This window comes from Pseudoflavitalea rhizosphaerae (assembly GCF_003991355.1).
GTDB lineage: Bacteria > Bacteroidota > Bacteroidia > Chitinophagales > Chitinophagaceae > Pseudobacter > Pseudobacter rhizosphaerae.
In genome coordinates, this window is the sequence record NZ_RCSU01000007.1 from 93469 (window position 1) to 113837 (window position 20369).

At 46.5% G+C, this 20369-nt stretch carries 15 protein-coding genes; 6 read left to right on the top strand and 9 right to left on the bottom strand.

What is annotated here, in order from left to right; translation table 11 throughout:
- The first annotated feature begins 22 nt into the window (after positions 1-22).
- The 3 genes from D9Y29_RS13655 to D9Y29_RS13665 all read left to right on the top strand — a co-directional run bounded on the left by D9Y29_RS13655 (position 23) and on the right by D9Y29_RS13665 (position 5749).
- Positions 23-1204 carry an efflux RND transporter periplasmic adaptor subunit gene (locus tag D9Y29_RS13655; protein ID WP_241237925.1) on the top strand — a complete coding sequence of 394 codons (1182 nt, stop codon included), beginning with the start codon at positions 23-25 and terminating at the stop codon, positions 1202-1204.
- A gap of 26 nt (positions 1205-1230) precedes the next feature.
- On the top strand, positions 1231-4809 hold the full coding sequence (locus D9Y29_RS13660; protein ID WP_127129040.1) for an efflux RND transporter permease subunit: 3579 nt from the start codon (positions 1231-1233) through the stop codon (positions 4807-4809).
- Positions 4810-4954: 145 nt separating this feature from the next.
- Positions 4955-5749 carry a TIGR00266 family protein gene (locus D9Y29_RS13665; RefSeq protein ID WP_127129042.1) on the top strand — a complete coding sequence of 265 codons (795 nt, stop codon included), beginning with the start codon at positions 4955-4957 and terminating at the stop codon, positions 5747-5749.
- Between the two features lie 187 nt (positions 5750-5936).
- On the opposite strand, the gene D9Y29_RS13670 is transcribed toward D9Y29_RS13665, so the two are convergent.
- The 6 genes from D9Y29_RS13670 to radA all read right to left on the bottom strand — a co-directional run bounded on the left by D9Y29_RS13670 (position 5937) and on the right by radA (position 13182).
- Positions 5937-7481 (bottom strand): PSP1 domain-containing protein, encoded by a 1545-nt coding sequence (locus D9Y29_RS13670; RefSeq protein ID WP_127129044.1) that lies wholly within the window; start codon positions 7479-7481, stop codon positions 5937-5939.
- Between the two features lie 263 nt (positions 7482-7744).
- Positions 7745-8950: a DNA polymerase III subunit gene (locus D9Y29_RS13675; RefSeq protein WP_127129046.1), complete on the bottom strand. Its 1206-nt coding sequence runs from the start codon at positions 8948-8950 to the stop codon at positions 7745-7747.
- Between the two features lie 160 nt (positions 8951-9110).
- Positions 9111-9623: a glutathione peroxidase gene (locus tag D9Y29_RS13680; RefSeq protein ID WP_127129048.1), complete on the bottom strand. Its 513-nt coding sequence runs from the start codon at positions 9621-9623 to the stop codon at positions 9111-9113.
- Positions 9624-9683: 60 nt separating this feature from the next.
- Positions 9684-11078 (bottom strand): choice-of-anchor Q domain-containing protein, encoded by a 1395-nt coding sequence (locus tag D9Y29_RS13685; protein ID WP_127129050.1) that lies wholly within the window; start codon positions 11076-11078, stop codon positions 9684-9686.
- 20 nt (positions 11079-11098) lie between these two features.
- Positions 11099-11797, bottom strand: coding sequence for a ComF family protein (locus D9Y29_RS13690; protein WP_127129052.1), 699 nt, complete (start codon positions 11795-11797; stop codon positions 11099-11101).
- A gap of 8 nt (positions 11798-11805) precedes the next feature.
- On the bottom strand, positions 11806-13182 hold the full coding sequence (gene radA, locus D9Y29_RS13695; protein ID WP_127129054.1) for a DNA repair protein RadA: 1377 nt from the start codon (positions 13180-13182) through the stop codon (positions 11806-11808).
- 611 nt (positions 13183-13793) lie between these two features.
- Here radA and D9Y29_RS13700 point away from each other — a divergent pair.
- Positions 13794-14486 carry a zinc metallopeptidase gene (locus tag D9Y29_RS13700; RefSeq protein WP_127129056.1) on the top strand — a complete coding sequence of 231 codons (693 nt, stop codon included), beginning with the start codon at positions 13794-13796 and terminating at the stop codon, positions 14484-14486.
- 820 nt (positions 14487-15306) lie between these two features.
- On the opposite strand, the gene D9Y29_RS13705 is transcribed toward D9Y29_RS13700, so the two are convergent.
- The 3 genes from D9Y29_RS13705 to D9Y29_RS13715 all read right to left on the bottom strand — a co-directional run bounded on the left by D9Y29_RS13705 (position 15307) and on the right by D9Y29_RS13715 (position 18370).
- The gene (locus tag D9Y29_RS13705; RefSeq protein WP_127129058.1) at positions 15307-16860 is read right to left on the bottom strand and encodes an Rne/Rng family ribonuclease; all 1554 of its coding nucleotides are present in this window, start codon (positions 16858-16860) and stop codon (positions 15307-15309) included.
- Positions 16861-17177: 317 nt separating this feature from the next.
- On the bottom strand, positions 17178-18023 hold the full coding sequence (locus D9Y29_RS13710; RefSeq protein ID WP_127129060.1) for a tetratricopeptide repeat protein: 846 nt from the start codon (positions 18021-18023) through the stop codon (positions 17178-17180).
- A gap of 26 nt (positions 18024-18049) precedes the next feature.
- Positions 18050-18370 (bottom strand): HU family DNA-binding protein, encoded by a 321-nt coding sequence (locus D9Y29_RS13715; protein WP_127129062.1) that lies wholly within the window; start codon positions 18368-18370, stop codon positions 18050-18052.
- 303 nt (positions 18371-18673) lie between these two features.
- Here D9Y29_RS13715 and mutY point away from each other — a divergent pair, with 303 nt between their 5' ends.
- Both mutY and D9Y29_RS13725 read left to right on the top strand, forming a co-directional pair.
- On the top strand, positions 18674-19744 hold the full coding sequence (gene mutY / locus D9Y29_RS13720) for an A/G-specific adenine glycosylase (RefSeq protein WP_127129064.1): 1071 nt from the start codon (positions 18674-18676) through the stop codon (positions 19742-19744).
- A 137-nt stretch (positions 19745-19881) separates the two neighbouring features.
- On the top strand, positions 19882-20328 hold the full coding sequence (locus tag D9Y29_RS13725; RefSeq protein ID WP_127129066.1) for a single-stranded DNA-binding protein: 447 nt from the start codon (positions 19882-19884) through the stop codon (positions 20326-20328).
- The last annotated feature ends 41 nt before the right edge of the window (positions 20329-20369 follow it).

The following is a 20369-nucleotide window of genomic DNA, read 5'->3' on the forward strand; positions in this document are numbered from 1 at the left end:
CATTACCAGATAAATGACTAATATGAATACGATACTTAAACTAAGCGCCGGTGTAGTGATGCTTTCGCTGGCAGCCTGCGGCGCTTCAGTGAACGACAATATCAGCAAGAAAAAAGAGGAGCTTTCAAAAGCCAAAGCTGAACAGCAGTCCCTGAGCAGCGAACTGGCCAGGGTCTCCGATCAGATCATCAAGCTGGAAAATGAGCTGAGCAAACTCGACTCCAGTTTTGCGAAACCTGAAAAGACCAAGCTGGTAGCCGTTTCCAGCCTGTCTACTTCCCGCTTCACTCACTATATCGACCTGAAAGGAAGGATCGATGCCGTGAACGTTGTTTACGTGACGCCGCGTGGTGCGGGTGGACAGATCAAAGCCATCTATGTAAAAGAAGGCGACAATGTGAGAAAAGGACAATTGCTGGTAAAGCTGGATGATGTGGCTTACCGTCAACAGGTAGACCAGGCAAAGATCCAGCTCAATACTGCCAAAACATATTATGAGCGCAGGAAGAATCTCTGGGACCAGAAGATCGGCGCAGAGATAGACCTGATCAATGCCAAAGCACAGATGGACAATGCAGCCAAGGTGGTGGAGCAGGCCGAGAACCAGCTGGACATGGCCAACGTGTATGCAGAAATGAGCGGCGTGGTTGATATGGTGAATATCCGCGTGGGTGAGGTACTTTCACCTGCATCAGCATCTCAGTTCGGTATCCGCATTGTGAATGTGAACGACCTCAAGGTGGTAGCGGAAGTGCCTGAAAATTACCAGAACAAGATCGGTGTGGGCAGCAATGTGCTGATTTCATTACCTGAATCAAATAATGATACGCTCCGCAGTAAAGTGAGCGTTGCCAGCAAGCTCATCAATATGGATACGAGAACTTTCAATATCGAGGCGCGTATCCCGGCCGGAAAAACAGTAAGGGCCAACCAGCTCGCTATTGTACGTATCCAGGATTATACAACGCCCGAGGCCATAACCATTCCCGTTAGCACCCTGCAAAGCGATGAAAATGGAAAATTCGTAATGGTGGCCATCAATCAGAATGGCAAGCTCACCGCAGTGAAACGCGCTGTGACAGTGGGCGAATTGTATGGCGACAGGCTGGAAATCAAAACCGGTCTCCAGGCAGGTGATCAACTGATCACTGAAGGATTCCAGGGGCTCTATGACGGACAGCTCATCATCACCAACGCAAAGTAAGTTCAGAAGATCTTTAAATCAACCTTATGAGTGTTTTAGAAAACCTTACGGGGAAATTCAAACAGTTCGGTCCTACCACCTGGAGTATCAGGAACAAGACTTCGATATACCTGCTCATGATCCTTGTGAGTACCATGGGTGTGTACCAGTTTGTGACCCTCCCTAAAGAACAGTTCCCGGACATTGTGATACCTACCATCTACGTACAAACGATTTATGTAGGTAACTCACCCAAAGACATAGAAAACCTGGTAAGCCAGCCGATCGAGAAACAGATCAAAGGCATTACCGGCGCCAAGATCAATAAAGTGACCAGCACTTCCGTTCAGGATTATTCAGCCATCATGGTGGAATTTGATACGGATGTGAAAACGGATATCGCACTGCGGAAAGTGAAGGATGCGGTAGACAAGGCCAAGCCAGATCTGCCGACAGATCTCACTGAAGAGCCCTCCGTAATGGAAGTGAGCTTCTCCGATCAGCCCATCATGTATGTGAACGTGAGCGGTAACTTTGATGTGGTGCGACTGAAGAAATATGCAGATGACCTGAAAGACAGGCTGGAAGAGCTTTCCCAGCTCAACCGCGTAGACCTGGTGGGCGCCCCGGAGCGCGAGTTCCAGATCAACGTTGACAATTACCGGATGGCCAGCGCCCACGTTTCTTTCGATGATATCGAATCAGCTATCAAGCGCGAGAACATGGATATCTCCGGAGGTTTGCTGGAAGCAGGGAATACAAAACGTAACCTGCAACTGAAAGGTCAGTTCAAAACAACTTTCGATATCGAGAAAGTGGTGATCCGCAATTCAAAAGGTGGCTCCATCTACCTGAAAGATATCGCACAGATCAAAGACACCATCAAGGAGCGCGAGAGCTATGCGCGTCTCAACGGAAAGAATGTGATCACGCTCAATATCATCAAACGCGCCGGTGAGAACCTCATCGAAACTTCCGATGCTGTGAAGGCAGTGGTAGACCAGATGAAGGCAGAGAACTTTCCGAAAAATCTCGATGTGGTGGTAACAGGTGATCAGAGTAAAACCACCAGGACCTCTTTCAACGAACTGGTGAATACCATCGTGATCGGTTTCCTGCTGGTATTGATCATCCTGATGTTCTTCATGGGTGTAACAAATGCCTTCTTTGTGGCGCTCTCTGTGCCGCTGAGTATGTTCGTGGCATTCATGTTCCTGCCCGCGGCAGACTTGATAGTGGGAACCCATGTGACACTGAACTTCATCGTACTGTTTGCATTGCTGTTCGGACTGGGTATTATTGTGGACGATGCCATTGTGGTGATCGAGAATACACACCGGATCTTTGTGCAGGCAGGAGGTAAGCTAAGTTCCGAGAAATCGGCCATGATGGCGGCGGGTGAAGTGTTTATTCCGGTACTGGCTGGTACGCTCACCACGCTGGCGCCCTTTGTGCCATTGTTATTCTGGCCGGGTATCATCGGTAAGTTCATGATCTATCTGCCAACGATGCTGATCTTCACTTTGACGGCATCATTGATAGTGGCCTTCATCATGAACCCCGTGTTTGCAGTAGACTTCATGAACCATGCAGAGCATGAGAAAAAGAAATCTGATATCTTCAAAAAGCCGGCTCTCTGGGTAGCGCTTATTGTAGGTATCGTTTTTGATCTGATGGGTTATAATTTCCTGGGGAACCTGCTGATCTTTATCGTGCTGCTGGTGATCCTGAACACCTATGTACTGGAAGGGATGATCCGTTCATTCCAGCATCGTGTACTTCCCTGGATCATGGGGCATTATGAAACCCTGCTGAGATGGGTTTTAAAAGGATGGAGACCTGTATGGATGCTGATCGCCACTTTTGTGTTGCTGATCTTATCTTTCATGATCTTTGGTGCTTCCAATCCTAAAGTGGTGTTCTTCCCAACCGGCGATCCCAACCAGATTTTCGTATACCTCAAATTACCGGTAGGTACCGATGTTGATTATACAGATTCTATTACCAAAGCTATGGAAAGCCGTGTTGCGCGTGTGCTGGACATGGAAAATGGAAAAGAGAACCCTGTAGTGGAAAGTGTGATCACCAATATTGCAGTAGGTGCGGGTGATCCGATGAGCGGCGACAGAAGCACGCGCCCCGAGCTGGGACGTATCCAGGTTTCTTTCGTGGAGTTTGAGAAGCGTCATGGCGTATCAACCAAACCATATCTCGATTCCATCCGTGCCGTAGTGAAAGGCGTACCTGGTGCAGAGATCACGGTGAACCAGGAACAGGGCGGTCCTCCCACCGAACCTCCCGTGAATATCGAGATTGCCAGTGAGGACTTCGATAACCTCACCAAAACAGCAGTAGCGCTCAAGAACTACCTGGATTCCGTTCAGGTACCGGGTGTGGAAGAATTGAAAATGGATATCGATCTAACCAATCCTGAAATTACGCTTACTGTAGACCGTGAGAGAGCAATGATGGCCGGTGTAACTTCTGCACAGATCGGTATGACCATCCGTACTGCCCTCTTCGGAAGAGAACTTTCAAAGATCAAAGACGGTGATGAAGAATATAAGATCCAGTTGCGAAACCAGGAATTGCAGAGAAAAGACCTGAGCTCGCTGCTGAACATGAACGTGGTGTTCATGGACCAGAGCCAGGGCCGCTGGAAATCGGTTCCTATCAGTTCTGTGGTGAAAGTGGATTATACCAGCACATTGGGAAGTGTGAAGCGCAAGAACCAGAAGCGCATGATCACACTCGTGTCTAACGTGCTGGAGTCGCAGGGCTATACGCCCACCGCTGTTAACCAGGAACTGGCGCAGCATATCGCCAACTTCAAACAGAAACCTGACGGTGTAACCATCAGGCAAACCGGTGAAGGCGAACAACAGGCGGAGACCGGGGCATTCCTTGGTAAAGCATTGATCGTTGCGCTGCTGTTGATCCTGCTGATCCTGGTGATCCAGTTCAACTCAATCAGTAAGTCTGTGATCATCTTAACGGAGATCGTGTTCAGTGTGATTGGTGTGTTGCTTGGTTTCGCTTTTACAGGAATGGAAGTGTCTGTGGTGATGACGGGTATTGGTATCGTTGGTCTGGCCGGTATTGTGGTGAAGAACGGTATCCTCGTGATCGAGTTTGCGGATGAGTTGCGCATGCGTGGTATGAAAACACGTGAAGCGGTGATCCAGGCAGGTAAAACGCGTATCATCCCGGTACTGCTGACGGCAGTGGCTGCGATACTCGGTCTGATCCCGCTGGCAGTTGGTTTCAATATCGACTTCGTCAAAATGTTCTCCGAACTGAACCCGCATATCTTCTTTGGTGGTGATAATGCCGTGTTCTGGAAGCCACTGTCCTGGACCATTATCTTCGGTCTCGCCTTCGCCTTCTTCATGACGTTGATCATTGTGCCAAGTATGTACCTGATTGCGGAAAGGCTGAGACGCCCGATGCGTAATTTATACGGAGGCAAATGGGTGAGCTTTATGGGCATCCCGCCGCTGACCCTGGTGTTTGCACTGATGATGATCGTTGAGATCTTCAGGCACAATTACAAACGGGCACGCAGGAGACACAGGCTCAGGAACAATCCGAACGTGAACGAAGCCTTTATCGGCAGCTGGTTCTGATGAACATGAATAATTGATTTGATGCGGGCCTCCGGTTATTTTTTGCCGGAGGCCCGTAATTTTTTAAACCGCTCCACTACTAATTGTAAGTAATCAATTTAAATGATAATATTGCGGACGCAGTATTTGCAATAAAACAAAAAGTATGAGAACGAACCACGAGATAGACTATCGCATTTACGGAGAAGAAATGCAATATGTTGAGATAGAACTCGACCCCAACGAAACCGCCATTGCAGAAAGCGGCGCCTTTATGATGATGGATGATGGCATCCAGATGGAAACCATTTTCGGAGATGGAGCCAAAGCACAGCAAGGCTTCTTCGGCAAACTGATGTCGGCAGGTAAGCGTATGCTCACCGGTGAAAGTCTTTTCATGACTGCCTTCACCAACCTGGGACATGGAAAGAAGAAAGTAAGTTTCGCTTCTCCTTATCCCGGTAAGATCATCCCGCTGGATCTGCAGCAAATGGGTGGAAAGATCGTTGCCCAAAAAGATGCTTTCCTTTGCGCAGCAAAAGGTGTGAGTGTTGGTATCGAATTCCAGCGCAAACTGGGAACAGGTCTTTTTGGTGGTGAAGGTTTCATCATGCAGAAACTGGAAGGTGATGGTATGGCATTTGTTCATGCAGGTGGTCACGTATTCGAAAGAGAATTACAGGCAGGTGAATTCCTCCGCATCGATACAGGTTGCTTAGTGGCTTATACACAAACCATCGATTACGATATTCAGTTTGTTGGTGGTATCAAGAATACACTCTTTGGTGGTGAAGGTCTATTCTTCGCTACACTGCGTGGGCCTGGTAAAGTGTGGATCCAGACATTGCCTATCAGCAGGCTCGCTGGTCGCATCCTCGCTTACGGATCTTACAATCGTAAGGAAGAAGGAAGTCTGCTCGGCGGTTTAGGCAATATGCTGGATGGCGACGGCTGGAAATAATCAGAGAGCCCCACTCGCTCGCCTCTGGCGAGTGAGTTTTATTTTGTCGCCTCTGGCGACACAGTGCTCGCCGGAGGCGAGCAAACATAAGTCATTCGCGGGGACGCGATCCACCGGGCAAACCAAAATAAAAAAAGCAGGCGCCGTTAAGATGCCTGCTTTTATATTTTGACCTGTTGAAATAAACTTATGCCTGCGGCTGTTGCGGCGGTGTGCCATCATTGCCCTGCTGGGGCTTTGGTGGGTTGTGCTGCTGCTGGTTTTGCGGACGTTGCTGTTGCTGAGGCCTTTGCCCTTGTGCCTGTTGGGGACGCTGGCCGTTTTGTTGATTGGTCTGTTGTGGCTTCTGTCCTTGCTGTCCCTGCTGAGGTTTCTGTCCCTGTTGCTGCGGCTTGCTATGATGAGGCTTTTGACCCTGTCCTTGTTGTTGCGGACGTTGTTGTTGCTGTGGCTTTTGTCCCTGCTGCGATTGTTGCTGAGGACGCTGCCCCTGCCCCTGCTGTGGCTTTTGTCCCTGACCTTGTTGCCCCTGCTGCGGTTTTTGAGATTGTTGTCTTGACTGCTGCGCAGGTTTTTGTTGCTGGCCTCCTTTATGCTGACCACCTTTCTGGTCTTTGCCCTGGTGGCGTTTTTTCTTTTCTGCTTTTTCCAGGCTGCGCAGGCTGATCTGTCCAACCACATCCACAAATTCAGGTTCCACTTCTTTGGGTTTGTTGGTGGTAACATCAACTGGTTCCAGTTCATCTGGGATGATGCCCTGTGCATTCAGTTGTTTGATCTTGCGAACGCGTTCGATGCTCAGTGGATATTGTTTATTGCTGTCGGGCAACATATACCACATGAGATTTTTGAAAATGTCTTTCTTGATGAGGTTGGCGTAACCTTTGGCTACCTGGATGCTTTCTGCATTTTCGGGGAATGACTGCAGTGCATCGAGATAGGTATCAAGTTCGTAATTAAGACAGCATTTGAGACGGCCGCATTGTCCGCTCAGTTTGCTCTGATTGATACTGAGGTTCTGGTAACGGGCAGCGGTAGTGTTCACTGATTTGAAATCGGTGAGCCAGGTGCTGCAGCAGAGCTCACGTCCGCAACTTCCGATACCGCCTACTTTGGCGGCTTCCTGGCGGGCGCCGATCTGGCGCATTTCCACTTTCAGTTTGAACTCTCGTGCATAGATCTTGATCAGTTCACGGAAGTCAACGCGGTCATCCGCAATATAAAAGAAGGTTGCTTTTCGGCCATCTGCCTGGATCTCCACTTCGCTTACCTTCATCGCCAGGTTCAGTTGTTTGGCAATGGCGCGCGACTGGATCAGTGCCTCTTTTTCGCGGGCTTTATTCTGGGCCTGGATCTCGAGGTCTTTATCAGAAGAACGTCTGAGTACTTTTTTCATTTCAGGCTCAAATTCATTGAGCCCTTTCTTTTTCAGCTGCAGTCTTACAATTTCACCGGTCACACTTACAGAGCCCACGTCGAAACCACTGATGCCTTCAACGGTAACCTGGTCTCCTTTTTCAAGATTGTGAACAGTACTGTTTCTGAAATAATCTTTACGGCTGCCATTGTTGAAAGCCACCTCTATTACTTTGCAGGCGCTTTCTTCATCATTGATCGGAAGATTGACAAGCCAGTCGAACACATTCATACGGTTGCAGCCACCCGTGCTGCATCCTCCGTTACTTTTACAGCCGGCAACTTTGCCACCTGTACCACATGAACTACATCCCATTCGTATGTTGAATTGACGATGATTAAATTGGATTTATGTTGAAGCCGTAGTACAGGGATCAAAAGGGAGGGAGTACATGCAAACCGGTATGCTAACAGTTGTAATCCTGATAAGCATACCAATACTATATATATAGCAGGTGTAGGATGACTCAGTTGATGCTTTCGCTCCAGCTCACAATATCTTGCCTCACAAGCCTCTCTTTTTCACATTTCTGCACAGGCTGATATTACAAATATAGGTTTTTCAGAACAAAAGGGGCTTTATAAGACAGTCAGCGTCTGGCGGGTAGCCAGGATATGGTATAATTTGATGGTGAGCGCATGGAAAAGCATTTTCGCATTAGCGTTTCTTTCAATATAATAGGCAGCGTTGTCCAGCTCTTTAATAATGGCCTCCTGCTGAGCGAAACCAGATAGTTTGTTGAGGCGGGAGGCAAAATCCTTCTCTGTCTCGGGCAGGTGAATGGCATCGGGACCCATCGCCTGCAGACGGATGGCCTGTTCCAGGAGGTGATTGAAATAGCGGAGGAACTGTTTTTGTTTTTCACGGCCCAGTTTGCTGACTTCGTCCACCCACTTCACCTGTGCAATGGGACCATTCTTCAAAACGGCATTGAGCCATTCGCGAACCAGGGAGATCCAGTCTTCCCCGGCATGGTTCATCAGTTGAAGGGCTTCGCGATAATTACCTGAAGCAATACTCGCGATCTGCCGGGCCTGGTCAGCTTGCAGGTTGGCCCTTGAGCTGAGCGCTTCGGTAATTTCATTGGTGGTGAGTGCAGGGATCTTCACCAGTTGGGTGCGGCTAAGGATAGTGGCCAGTATCTGCGCTTCATTCTCGGCTACGAGGATAAAGAGTGTATCTGGTGGCGGCTCCTCGATCAGTTTGAGGAGTTTGTTGCCTTCATTACCGAGGTACTCCGGCATCCAGAGCACCAGTATTTTGAAACCGCTCTCAAAACTTTTGAGATTGAGTTTGCGGATGATATCGTTGCATTCGTAAGCGGTGATATTCCCCTGTTTGTTTTCTGCGCCGATGAACTGTAGCCAGTCGTACACATTTCCGTAAGGGTACTGCCCGAAGAATTCTCTCCATTCAGTGATGTAATCTGTACTGAGGGGTTTGTCGCCTGCTTTGCGCGGGATCACCGGATAGGAGAAATGGATATCCGGGTGCATCATCTGCTGTGCTTTCATACAGGAGGGGCATTCGCCGCAGGCATCGTTCAAAAGAACGGGCTCCATTGCTGGCTCTGCTTCTCCAAATAAAGATGGTCCGGGATCGGCAGCGCCGGCCCTGTTCACTTTATCACACACTATATATTGGGCAAAGGCCATCGCCATCGGCAATGCGCCGCTTCCTTCTTTTCCGAGAAAAAGCAGCGCATGGGCCAACTTGTTCTGTTGCACCATTTCTACCAGGTGCTGCTTTGTATCAGCCTGACCAATTACTTTTTTGAAAGACATGGACGCGAAGATAACAAAAGGAAAATTGCTAATTCAGGGTGCCCAATTGCTCGCCTCCCGGCGAGTGAGTTATATTTGTTCGCCTCCGGCGAACATTGCGTCGCCAGAGGCGACTAAATAAAAGTCACTCGCCGGGAGGCGAGCGACTGGCGGCACTCTGTTAATTGAGGTATTTAATTAATTCAGGATCGGTGGGTTTCACCTTACTGGGGAAAACAGTGATGAGCTTTCCTTTCTCGTCTACCAGGAATTTGGTGAAGTTCCATTTTACGGGATCTTCAATGCCCAGTTTCTTTGCTTCTTCCAGGAGATATTTATACAATGGATGAATGTCATCGCCTTTTACAGAGATCTTTTCAGCCATTGGAAAGCGGACGCCGTAATTCTTCTGGCAAAATTCCTGGATCTCTTCATTGCTGCCGGGCTCCTGCCCACCGAAATTATTAGCGGGGAAACCAACGATCACCAGTTTGTTCTTATGCGCTTCATACAGGCTTTCCAGTTCCGCATATTGCTTCGTGTAGCCGCATTTGCTGGCAGTATTCACGATCAGGATCTTCTTTCCCTTGTATTGTGAAAAATCGATGGTGCCGCCGGAAAGAGCCGGGACCTTAAAATCATAAATGCCCATAGCCACCGTAAGCGTCAGCGAAAGCAATAACAGACGTATCATAAATTATTGTTTTGAAATATTGTATTGTAATACAAGAATTGTACTAAAAAAGTTGCCGGTTTACTGTTTTTCATAGCAGCCGAGATCGGGCTGCCCAACAGGTCGTGGCTTACCGTCCAGATCGATGCTGATTCCGGAAGCAATGCCAGCATCGATAGCCGGTGATCCATCTTTTAACCGGAAATTGAAATTCTTCTTTTGTGTATCGATCGTTTCAAATTCGGGCGACTGGTTCAGCAATACACCTGTAAGCGTACTGTTGGCCGGATTCGCTTTCACTTTCATGATACAATTGGTGAAACTGACATCGAAAATGCTGTTGCCTTCTTTCTGAACAACTACTTCGTTTTCCACAATACTATTTTCAGACCAGAAGATGCAGTTGGTGAAACTGGCAGTCAGGTCAGTGGCAACCGTATTGTTATTTTCCTTCACGAAGTTGGTGAGTCCCAGCACCGGGTCTTTGTGTTGAATGAAAGAAGTGGTATAAGAAGCAGCGGTAAGATGATTGAAAGTATACTCACCGCCTTTCACCAGTACCAGGTTCTTGCCACAATTGCTGATCAGGCAGTTTTCTGAATTGATGGAAGATGAAATGGCGAGGATGCCTGCATCATATGCATTGTTTATAATGGATCCTTTTAATTGCAATTTCGGTTGTCCGTTACTGGCAGGGTTATTTAGAACGATGGCCTGGTAGGCATTCTGAATTGTCGTGTATTGGATACTGTTATTGATGCTTGGGTCCCTGAAGATCAGTCCCGGCCAGGCAGCGGGATAATCCCTGTAAGGAATATCAAGCCTGTCGCCGCGGAAAATGATCCTTTCGTTTTCATCTGCTCCTCCGTTGGCATGGAGGGTGCCATCTACAAATAAGGGTGCGTCTGCATGAACATAGATGCGCGTTCCCTTTTCGATAGTGAGGGTTACATTCTCTTCCACCAGCATTCCGCCGAGGATCACATAAGGTTTATCGTTGGTCCAGGTTTCATTGGCATCAATGAGGCGGTTGCGGTAGAAATGAGCGTTCTGCCCCCATGCATCCAGTTGTACCCATTGTTCCTGGTCATTGTATTTGATATGCACGCTGTCCTGTACAATGAAGGGCAGGTTGGCTGCGGTAGGATCGATCTTTACTGTAACGAAAACGTAGAGACTGTCATTGGCTTCCAGTTCCAGATCACGAACAACCGGCCCGGGATATCCGTCCACATTGATCTTGAAGAAGGAGGCTGCTCCTCCGCCGAGTGAAACTTCGCTGATGCGGAGTTTCTGATCGTTCTGGTTATAGATCCGGAAGAACTGGGTAACGGAACCTGTTGTAGTGAACAGGGTATCAAAATGTAGTGTATCGGAGGAAGTGATAACAGTGGCGTTACCGGTAATGAATGAGTTTTTCTTGCACGCGCTGGCAGTGATCAACACCAGCAGTATGGCAACAAGGATTTGTTTCATGCAGATCAAAAATAAGGTTTTCATTTCATGGCGCAAGCCAGGGTACAAATGCTTAGGCTGGTGCCGGGAGCTTTGAGCAGGGTTGCACCGCAGGCTTCCAGGGTGGCGCCCGTGGTGATCACGTCGTCCACCAGCAGCAGGTGTTTACCGGCAATAGCTTCAGGAGCCTGCAGTATGAAGCTGCCGGAAATATTCTCCCATCTTTCTATCCTGTTCTTATGCGTTTGTGATACCGTGGGGCTGATACGTGTAATGATATGCTCCAGCACCGGGCGATTGATGATTGCGCCGATACTGTTGCTGAGAATACCAGCCTGGTTATATTTCCTTTTTTTCATTTTGTGTTTGTGCAATGGCATCGGGATGATGGCATCGATACGCTGGAAACGGCCAGATTGTAAAATGGCTTCGCCCATTCTCTTTCCAAAATATTCACCGATCTCCTGCCTGCCTTTGTATTTGAACTGGTGCATCAGTTCCTGTATGAGGGATTGCTGCGTATAAAAATAATGGCTGGCTGCATTCAGGAAAGGCAGCCGCCCGGCAAGTATCTTTTCCGTGGCGTTACCGCTATGCGGATAAAAATCGGTTGCTGGTAATCGTTGGAGGCAGGAAAAGCAGAGCAGTTGTTCTTTACTCACCGCGTCAGATCCGCATCCCCGGCAGGTTTGCGGGAAGAAGAGCTGTATGAGCGATTGAGCGGCTTGCCTGAACTGCATAGGGATGGTTAACCGAAAAGATAGCGGTAGAGTTCTTCAACCCTTGCCATCTGTATTACTTCTATATTAAATGATTGCTGACTGATCGCTTTTTGTGTGTATTTGGAAACGATGATCTTTTCGAAACCGAGTTTCTCCGCTTCGGCGATCCTTTGTTCGATCCTGTTCACGGCTCTGATCTCTCCACTGAGTCCAACTTCTCCTGCGAAACAAATATCATAAGGAAGCGGAATGTCTTCATAAGAGCTGAGCAATGCACAGAGAACAGCGAGATCGATACTCGGGTCTTCCACTTTCAGTCCGCCTGCGATATTGAGGAAAACATCTTTAACGCCGAAATGGAAGCCTCCTCTTTTTTCGAGTACGGCCAGGAGGAGCTGGAGCCTGCGCAGATCGAAGCCTGAAACCGTTCTTTGGGGCGTTCCGTAAACCGACTGGGTCACCAGGGCCTGCACTTCCACCAAAAGGGGGCGCATTCCTTCAATGGTGGCGGCAATGGCGATACCGCTTAGTTGTTCCTCCTTCTGGCTCAGGAGGATATCGCTGGGATTGTTCACGCCCCGCATCCCGTCTGAGCCCATTTCGTAGATCCCCAGCTCCGCGGTGCTTCCGAAGCGGTTTTTGAGGGTCCGGAGGATGCGGTAGGCATAATGTCTGTCGCCCTCAAACTGCAGTACAGTATCCACCATATGCTCCAGTATTTTGGGGCCCGCAATACTGCCGTCTTTTGTGATATGTCCGATCAGGAAAACAGGAATATGCGTGTCTTTCGCGAAGCGCTGGAATTCTGCTGTGGTTTCGCGGATCTGCGATACACTTCCGGGAGAAGAATCTATATAAGGGCTTTGAATGGTTTGAATGGAATCTACTATCACCAGGTCTGGTTTCAGTTTTTTGATTTCCTGGAAAATAGTTTGTGTGAGGGTTTCGGTAAGCAGATAGAAAGAATCGTTCCGGATCTTCAAACGGTCTGCCCGGAGTTTGATCTGTTGATCGCTTTCTTCCCCGCTGATATAAAGTGTTGTGATATTTTTCATCTGCAAAGCGATTTGCAGAAAGAGCGTAGACTTACCGATACCTGGTTCGCCGGCTACCAGAACAAGACTTCCGGGAACTATGCCACCGCCTAAAACCCTGTTCAGCTCTGCGTCTCCGGTGATGATGCGTTCCTGCGCATTACTTTTTATTTCATTGAGCGCAACGGTTTTCGCTGTTCCGTTCTTCTCATCTTCGTTCTTCCATTGCTTCTCTTTTTGGGAAACATCTTTATGGACCACTTCTTCGATGAACGTATTCCAGTTACCACATGAAGGACACTTACCTGACCACTTTGGACTTTCATAACCACAGTTCGAACAAAAGAAGGCGGTTTTTATTTTACTCATATGATAAAGATACGTTGGTAAGGATCAATTTCCGGAGTTCGAAAGAGAAGGGTAACTTTTGACTAAGCGAAGAAAAAAATATGGACGATGTATGATCGAAGAAAATTCCAAATCGCAATTCGGGAATATCATTCGATGTAGAAAATGAACAAAGAAAATAAGTAGAAAAATTATGGAAGAAACCTGTTGGGATAATGGCAAAAAAAAGAAGAAAACAGAGATAAAAAAAGAAGAAAAAAGTGTAGGGATTTTTTTAAAGTAAAAGGGCCAACATTACTGTTGACCCCTTACTTACTAACCCATTAAATTCTTGCACTAAATTACAAATTCACGCCACATAACAAAATTATTTTTTGGGGTTGTGAATAAATAATAATCGTTATGGAGGATCTGTTTTAATGCAGTTATAATATTGCAAATCAATTAGTTAAATTAATTTTGGTATCTCAGGAGAGCCAAACGGTGATAAAATGTCAGCCATGTTTTTTTGAATAGATTTAAGGTGACAAAACTGCTCATTTATATGCCTTAATATGACCAAAAATCTCAAAAAAAAGTTTGGTAATTCTTTTGATATTTAATTAGAATATTCATTAAAAATCCTAGTACAAATGACACCATCGATTTTGATTGTTTCCCTCGTGTTTCTTGGTATCAGTATGTTAGTTTCCGGGGTGTTAAAAAGTAAGTTTAATTCTTATGCAAAGATCCGGTTAACCTCCGGAATGACTGGCAGTGAAGTAGCCCAAAAGATGCTCCGTGATAATGGTATATATGATGTTCAGGTGGTATCTGTGGACGGTTTTTTGAGCGATCACTATAATCCGGCCAATAAAACCGTCAATCTGAGCCCCGATGTATATAATGGAGTGTCTATTTCAGCGGCTGCGGTGGCGGCCCATGAATGCGGACACGCCGTTCAGCACGCCACGCAGTACCCCTGGCTGAATATGCGGAGCAAGCTGGTTCCCGCGGTTCAATTGAGCGCAAACCTGGTTAACTGGGTATTGCTGCTGGGTGTGATTATGGTCAATACCTTCCCCCAGTTGTTGCTGGTTGGTATCATTCTTTTTGCTCTAACTACCTTATTTTCAGTGATTACGCTGCCTGTTGAGTTCGATGCCAGCAAAAGGGCGCTTGCCTGGTTGCAGCATACCAATATAACCACTGCCCAGGAATATCCCAAGGCCAAGGATGCTCTGAAATGGGCCGCCACTACATATGTAGTTGCCGCACTGGCTTCCGTTGCCACCCTGGTCCAATATATTTTGATCTTTTTGGGAGGCAGCCGGAGCAGGGATTAAAGAAAGACAGCAATTTTTTAATATTCTGGTAAAGCCATGCAGCATCCTGCATGGCTTTCCTGTCTCAGAAATATAACAACACAAGCTAACGATTGCTGACTTATACTTTTTCATGTTAACGTTGCCATTTTCCTGAGTAAGGAGAATGGTATCCCGGAAACGGGGATACTCTTACTCAAAACCAAACTGCAAAGAAAACTCTGGTTAACCACCGGAGTTTTTGATTTTTAGGGGCTACCATTGTTTTGTTTGATAATTGTCATGATACAGAGTCCTCAGACATGGATTCTAATCCTTAATGTCCGCAGGACTAATTGCCTGGATTGCTCAGGATCGATTTGTAAGCTTCTTTGGCAGAATTCAAAGGGTTTCCCGTGTATTTTGCTTCCCTTCACCCATTGAGCCTCCATTTAGAGTTACAGCATGGCGTGACAAATAATCTTCCAATTGCTTTTGTTCATAAAAATGCACAGTTACAATTCATCCTGTCACAGTTGCTAGTTTCTTATTGTTGCACCGATGCCAGGGGTATATCTTTACTTCCGTACATATACTTTGTACAGGGCTGGTTCATTGTATATAATACATCCGGGCAACTTTAGGGTTGCCCGGTTTTTTTCTCCCTTGCACTGACCCTGTTTTTAGCAAGGTTCACTGCATCGCTCCAACGAATCTTCACAATATTATTTGATAATTTCTTATCAGCCTGTTTGCGCAGCTGGGGCAGGTGCTCCTGCAGAAATTTTCCCTGATCCAAATATTGTAATCCGGAAAAATAGATAAAAGAAAAACGGCGCAGAATTTTCTGCGCCGTTACTGTTTATAATTTGATCTCTTCGTCGTGTTTATCAAAGAAATGGAATTCTGTGAGATGGTAGTTGGTGTTTTCTCTCACTTTCACTTTGCGGCCATACTTGAACCGCCATTTCCACTGACGTGAACTGAACCATTTGCCTTTGGTGAGATAGGCGTACATGATCGGGTGTACAACCAGTGCAAGATCTTTGTGCTGATGAGTGATGAGATAAGAAAGATTCTTTTCAATTTCATCTTCCAGCAATAAGGTAGACGAGATCTTACCGGTTCCCGCGCAGGTAGGACAAACTTCTTGTGTATTGATATTCACTTCCGGCTTCATTCTTTGCCGGGTGATCTGCATGATACCGAATTTGGAGATCGGGAGCACAGCATGTTTTGCTCTGTCGGCTTTCATGAACTCTTCCATCGCATCGAGGAGCTTGCGTTTGTTCTCGGGGAGTTTCATATCTATGAAATCCACTACGATGATACCACCGAGGTCGCGCAAACGAAGTTGGCGCGAGATTTCGGCTGCAGCTTCGAGATTTGTTTCCAGCGCGTTCAATTCCTGGTTATTGCCAACAGATTTGTAGCCGCTGTTCACGTCTATAACGTGGAGGGCTTCTGTGTGCTCGATGATCAGGTAAGCGCCACTGGGAAGATTCACTGTTTTGCCGAATGCGGCTTTCACTTGTTTTGTGATACCGAACTGGTCGAAGATGGGGAGGCCATTGTTATAGTAAGTAACGATCTCAGATTTTTCGGGAGCGATACGCTGGATATAATTCCTGGTATCATTGAAAAGGTTCCTGTCGTTAACTACTATCCGGTTGAAATCTTCGTTGAGCAGATCGCGGAGGATGCTGGTGGTTTTGGTCTGTTCACTCAGGATCTTGGCGGGAGCTACGGCGCCTTTGAGGTTGTGCTGGATGGTTTTCCAGGTTTCAACCAGCATGGAGAGGTCTTCATGCAGTTCTGCCGTATTCTTGCCTTCAGCAGCAGTACGAACGATAACGCCGAAATTTTTTGGCTTGATCGCTTCCACGATCTTCTGCAGGCGTTTGCGTTCGTCCGCGGAATGGATCTTCCGGGATACCGCTACAATGTCGTTAAATGGAGTGATGACTACAAAACGACCGGGGAGGGAGATCTCGCAACTCAGACGTGGTCCTTTGGCCGCAATGGGTTCTTTGAGGATCTGAACCAGTATGTTCGGCTTACCGCTGAGCACTTCATTGATCTTACCGGTTTTGATGATCTCGGGTTCTACCACAAAATTGCCGAAATCGAAACCTGGTTCAGAAGTATCGTTGATGGCCTGCTGGGTGAATTTCAGTAAAGAACGTGCATAAGGGCTGAGGTCTGTATAATGCAGGAATGCATCTTTTTCAAACCCCACATCCACAAAGGCGGCATTCAGTCCGGGAATAAGTTTTTTCACTTTCCCCAGATAGAGATCACCTACAGCAAAACTGCCATCCGCTTTTTCGTGATGAAGTTCTACCAGCTTTTTGTCCTCTAACAGGGCTATTTCTACCCCCTGAGGCGCAGCATTAATTATTAATTCCTTATTCAAGCGTAAACTTTTACCGTCTTACCAATCACCACTACAAGGAAGGTTGCTGAAGAGGTATTAATTGTCAGATATATCTTATCAGGGCGGGGAAAACTTGAATAAATGACAAGTAATGAATTCAGCTAAAAGGAAGAAGGAATGGGCCGGTGATCGCCGGCCCTGTGTAAAAAGAAAAAACTCTTAGCGATTTTTCTTCTTATGACGGTTCTTTCTCAGTCTTTTCTTACGCTTGTGCGTAGCGATCTTATGACGTTTTCTCTTTTTTCCACAAGGCATATAACACCAATGAATTAAAGTTAACAAATGATTTTTCTATCCTATTGTTTCAGCGCTTTTATACGCTGGTCAATATCTGCAATGATCTCGGGGTTACCGAGTTTTTTCTTTGCGGCTTCATACCAGTGAATGGCTTCGGTTTTATTGCCTCTGCCTTCATGGATATCTGCCAGCATCAGTACGGCTTCCAGGTTATTCGGTTCTTTGGTGGCCACTTTGGTAAGCCTTTCGATGGCTTTATCCATCTGACCGGACATCAAAGCGCCCTGACCTAACATGAATTGCGCGTACATATTGGTTGAATCTCTCTCCGCCACTTCGCGGATCTTCAGGATTCCTTCCATCGGATTGCTGCTGATATTACCGAAAAGGTAACAACTTCCCAGGCCGATTTTCAACGAATCATTATTGGGATCCAGCTCTAATCCTTTCTCAAACAACTCTTTAGCCTGTGTGGCCATCCAGGTCCTCAGGGAGGGGGCAGGCTGACGACGAACCCCGTCCAAAAAGAATTGGGCAGCAAAGGTGAGGTTTTTTTGAGAATTTTCCAATTTAGCTGCTTCTGCAGTGTAATATGCAAAAGGAAGCAGGGCATGGGCGGAGTCTCTCCAGAACCCAGCCATCTGCTTATACATTTGGATCTGTTGCTCCTTCACGTCGCCGCGCACAACGGATGCTTCCAGCCGGGTAATGTACTCCTGCTGGGAAACAGACAGTTTTTGCTTGGATGCCGAAAGAATAGCTTTAATGTCGATCGCGGTAGAGTCCTGATGGGTAGCGGCGGCAACAGGTCCTGCCTTTTGAGTGGGAACTGTTCTGCCAAAAAAATAAATTAGGCAGAGGAGGGCCACTCCGCCACCTACAACGATGATCTGCTGCTTTTTCACGTATCAGAATAATTTAGGCAGCAAAATTACATCTCATCGTCCGGGTTTGGTTGATCTTCTTTGATTGATTGTAACTTTTTAACTTCTGCAACAAATTCTTTTGCAGGTTTGAATGCGGGAATGTAATGTTCAGGGATGTGAACCGCAATGTTCTTTTTAATGTTGCGGCCGATCTTGGCGGCTCTTTTCTTGGTGATAAAGCTACCAAAACCACGGATGTAGATGTTCTCCCCCTGGGACAAGGTGTCTTTCACTTCCTTGAACATGGTTTCCAGCGTAACCAGAACATCAACCTTCGGAATACCTGTTTTTTCAGATATTTGGTTAACGAGGTCTGCCTTTCTCATGTCGTTTGAGTTTTAAACAGTTTAAAAATTTTTTTATAGGCTATTGATCACCCTCTGGGGCAATCCGCACAAAATCAATTCTTTACCCAAATTAAAAGTTAATTCGCACATTTGCAAGAAAAGTATAAATTATTGATTATGAATTTTCAACATGCCAGTTGCTAAAAAGTTTATAGAAACACTCATTTTCAATAAGTTATTTGTCATAACTTGTGCCAACCGCAAGTTTCCCATTTGCTGGCAAAAGTTCAAAACGGGAATGGCGGCAGCGTAGAAACCACAAAAAAAGAAACCTGTTTTCGGATGAAACCTGATTTTACCCGGAAATTATTGCAGTGGAATAAAGATTCCAATACAAGGTCCATGCCCTGGAAAGGAGAGAAGAATCCTTACAGGATTTGGCTCAGTGAGATCATTCTCCAGCAAACCCGCGTGGAGCAAGGATTAGCCTATTATCAGAAATTTCTCGAAACATTTCCTACCATTCAACACCTGGCAAATGCGCCCGAGCAGGAAGTTTTCAAATGCTGGGAAGGACTTGGGTATTACACGCGCTGCAAGAACCTCATTGCTACTGCAAAAAAAATTGCCGGCGAACTCAATGGTGTATTTCCTTCCACGTATGAATCCATTAAAGAACTCAAAGGCATCGGTCCATATACGGCCGCTGCCATTGCATCCTTTGCATTCGATGAGCCTAAAGCCGTGGTGGACGGCAATGTACAACGCGTATTGAGCCGTTACTTCGGCATCTCTACTCCCATCGATACCACTTCCGGAAAAAAGTTATACCAGGAACTTGCGCAAGCGCTCATAGACACTGATCAACCGGCGGCATACAACCAGGCCATCATGGATTTTGGCGCTGTGATCTGCAAACCTCAGTCACCCTTATGCGCAAACTGTGTCCAGAATGAAGATTGCGAAGCATTCAAACATGATCTCGTAAAGCAATTGCCGGTAAAAGAAAAAACGCTGGTGAAAAGCACGAGGTGGTTGTATTACTTTATTATCGTATCTGACGATCATGTTTATATCCGTCAGAGAACGGGTAAAGACATATGGGAAAATCTGCATGAGTTTGTCCTCTATGAGGCCGAAGGGCCTGTGCATACTGCATTTCAGGAGCTGCCCTTCCTGAATGAATTTCTTGGTGATATACCTTTCTCCATTTTGCATATTAGTAAAATGTTCAAACAGCAGTTGACACATCAAACTATTAACGGACAGTTTATTACTGTAGATATATCCAAACCCCTTCCCACCGCATCAGGATATTTTCAGGTTTCGAAAGCACATTTGTCGAACTACCCTTTCCCGCGATTCATTAATATGTTCCTTGAAGAAACCGCCTCCCCGGCACGATTATTTTAGGCATGTGAAAGTTGGTTTAGAACCATCCATGGATACCTGTAGAACGGCCAAATAATTGTGATAATATCTCTGAAAAAAATTAACTTTAAAAGTAATTAAAACCGACAGGCGATTCATTAACATTCAAACTTACCATTATGCGCGGTGTAAACAGGGTTATGTTAATTGGAAATTTAGGACGAGATCCGGATGTGCAATACCTGGAAGGTAATATCGCAGTAGCCAAATTCCCGCTCGCCACTACCGAAACTTTCAAAGACAGGGCTGGTAAGCTCATCTCACAAACAGAATGGCATACAGTAGTGCTCTGGCGCGGCCTGGCCGAGTTGGCTCAAAAATACCTGCATAAAGGAAGCCTGGTTTATATTGAAGGTCGTTTGCGTACCCGTAGCTGGGAAGACAAAGAGGGTAACAAGAAATTCGCTACCGAAGTTGTGGGTGATAACCTGATCATGCTGGATAAACGCTCTGATTCCGGAGGCCAAAGCTCGCATACTCATCCCCATGGTGAAAACGCGGAAGGGTTCGGTAATCACGATGTTCCCCCGCCCATGCAGGAACCCTCGCCAGACCTGCCTTTCTAAGAAGCCCCTTTTCCGTTACAAGTAATATCTTTACAACCCAA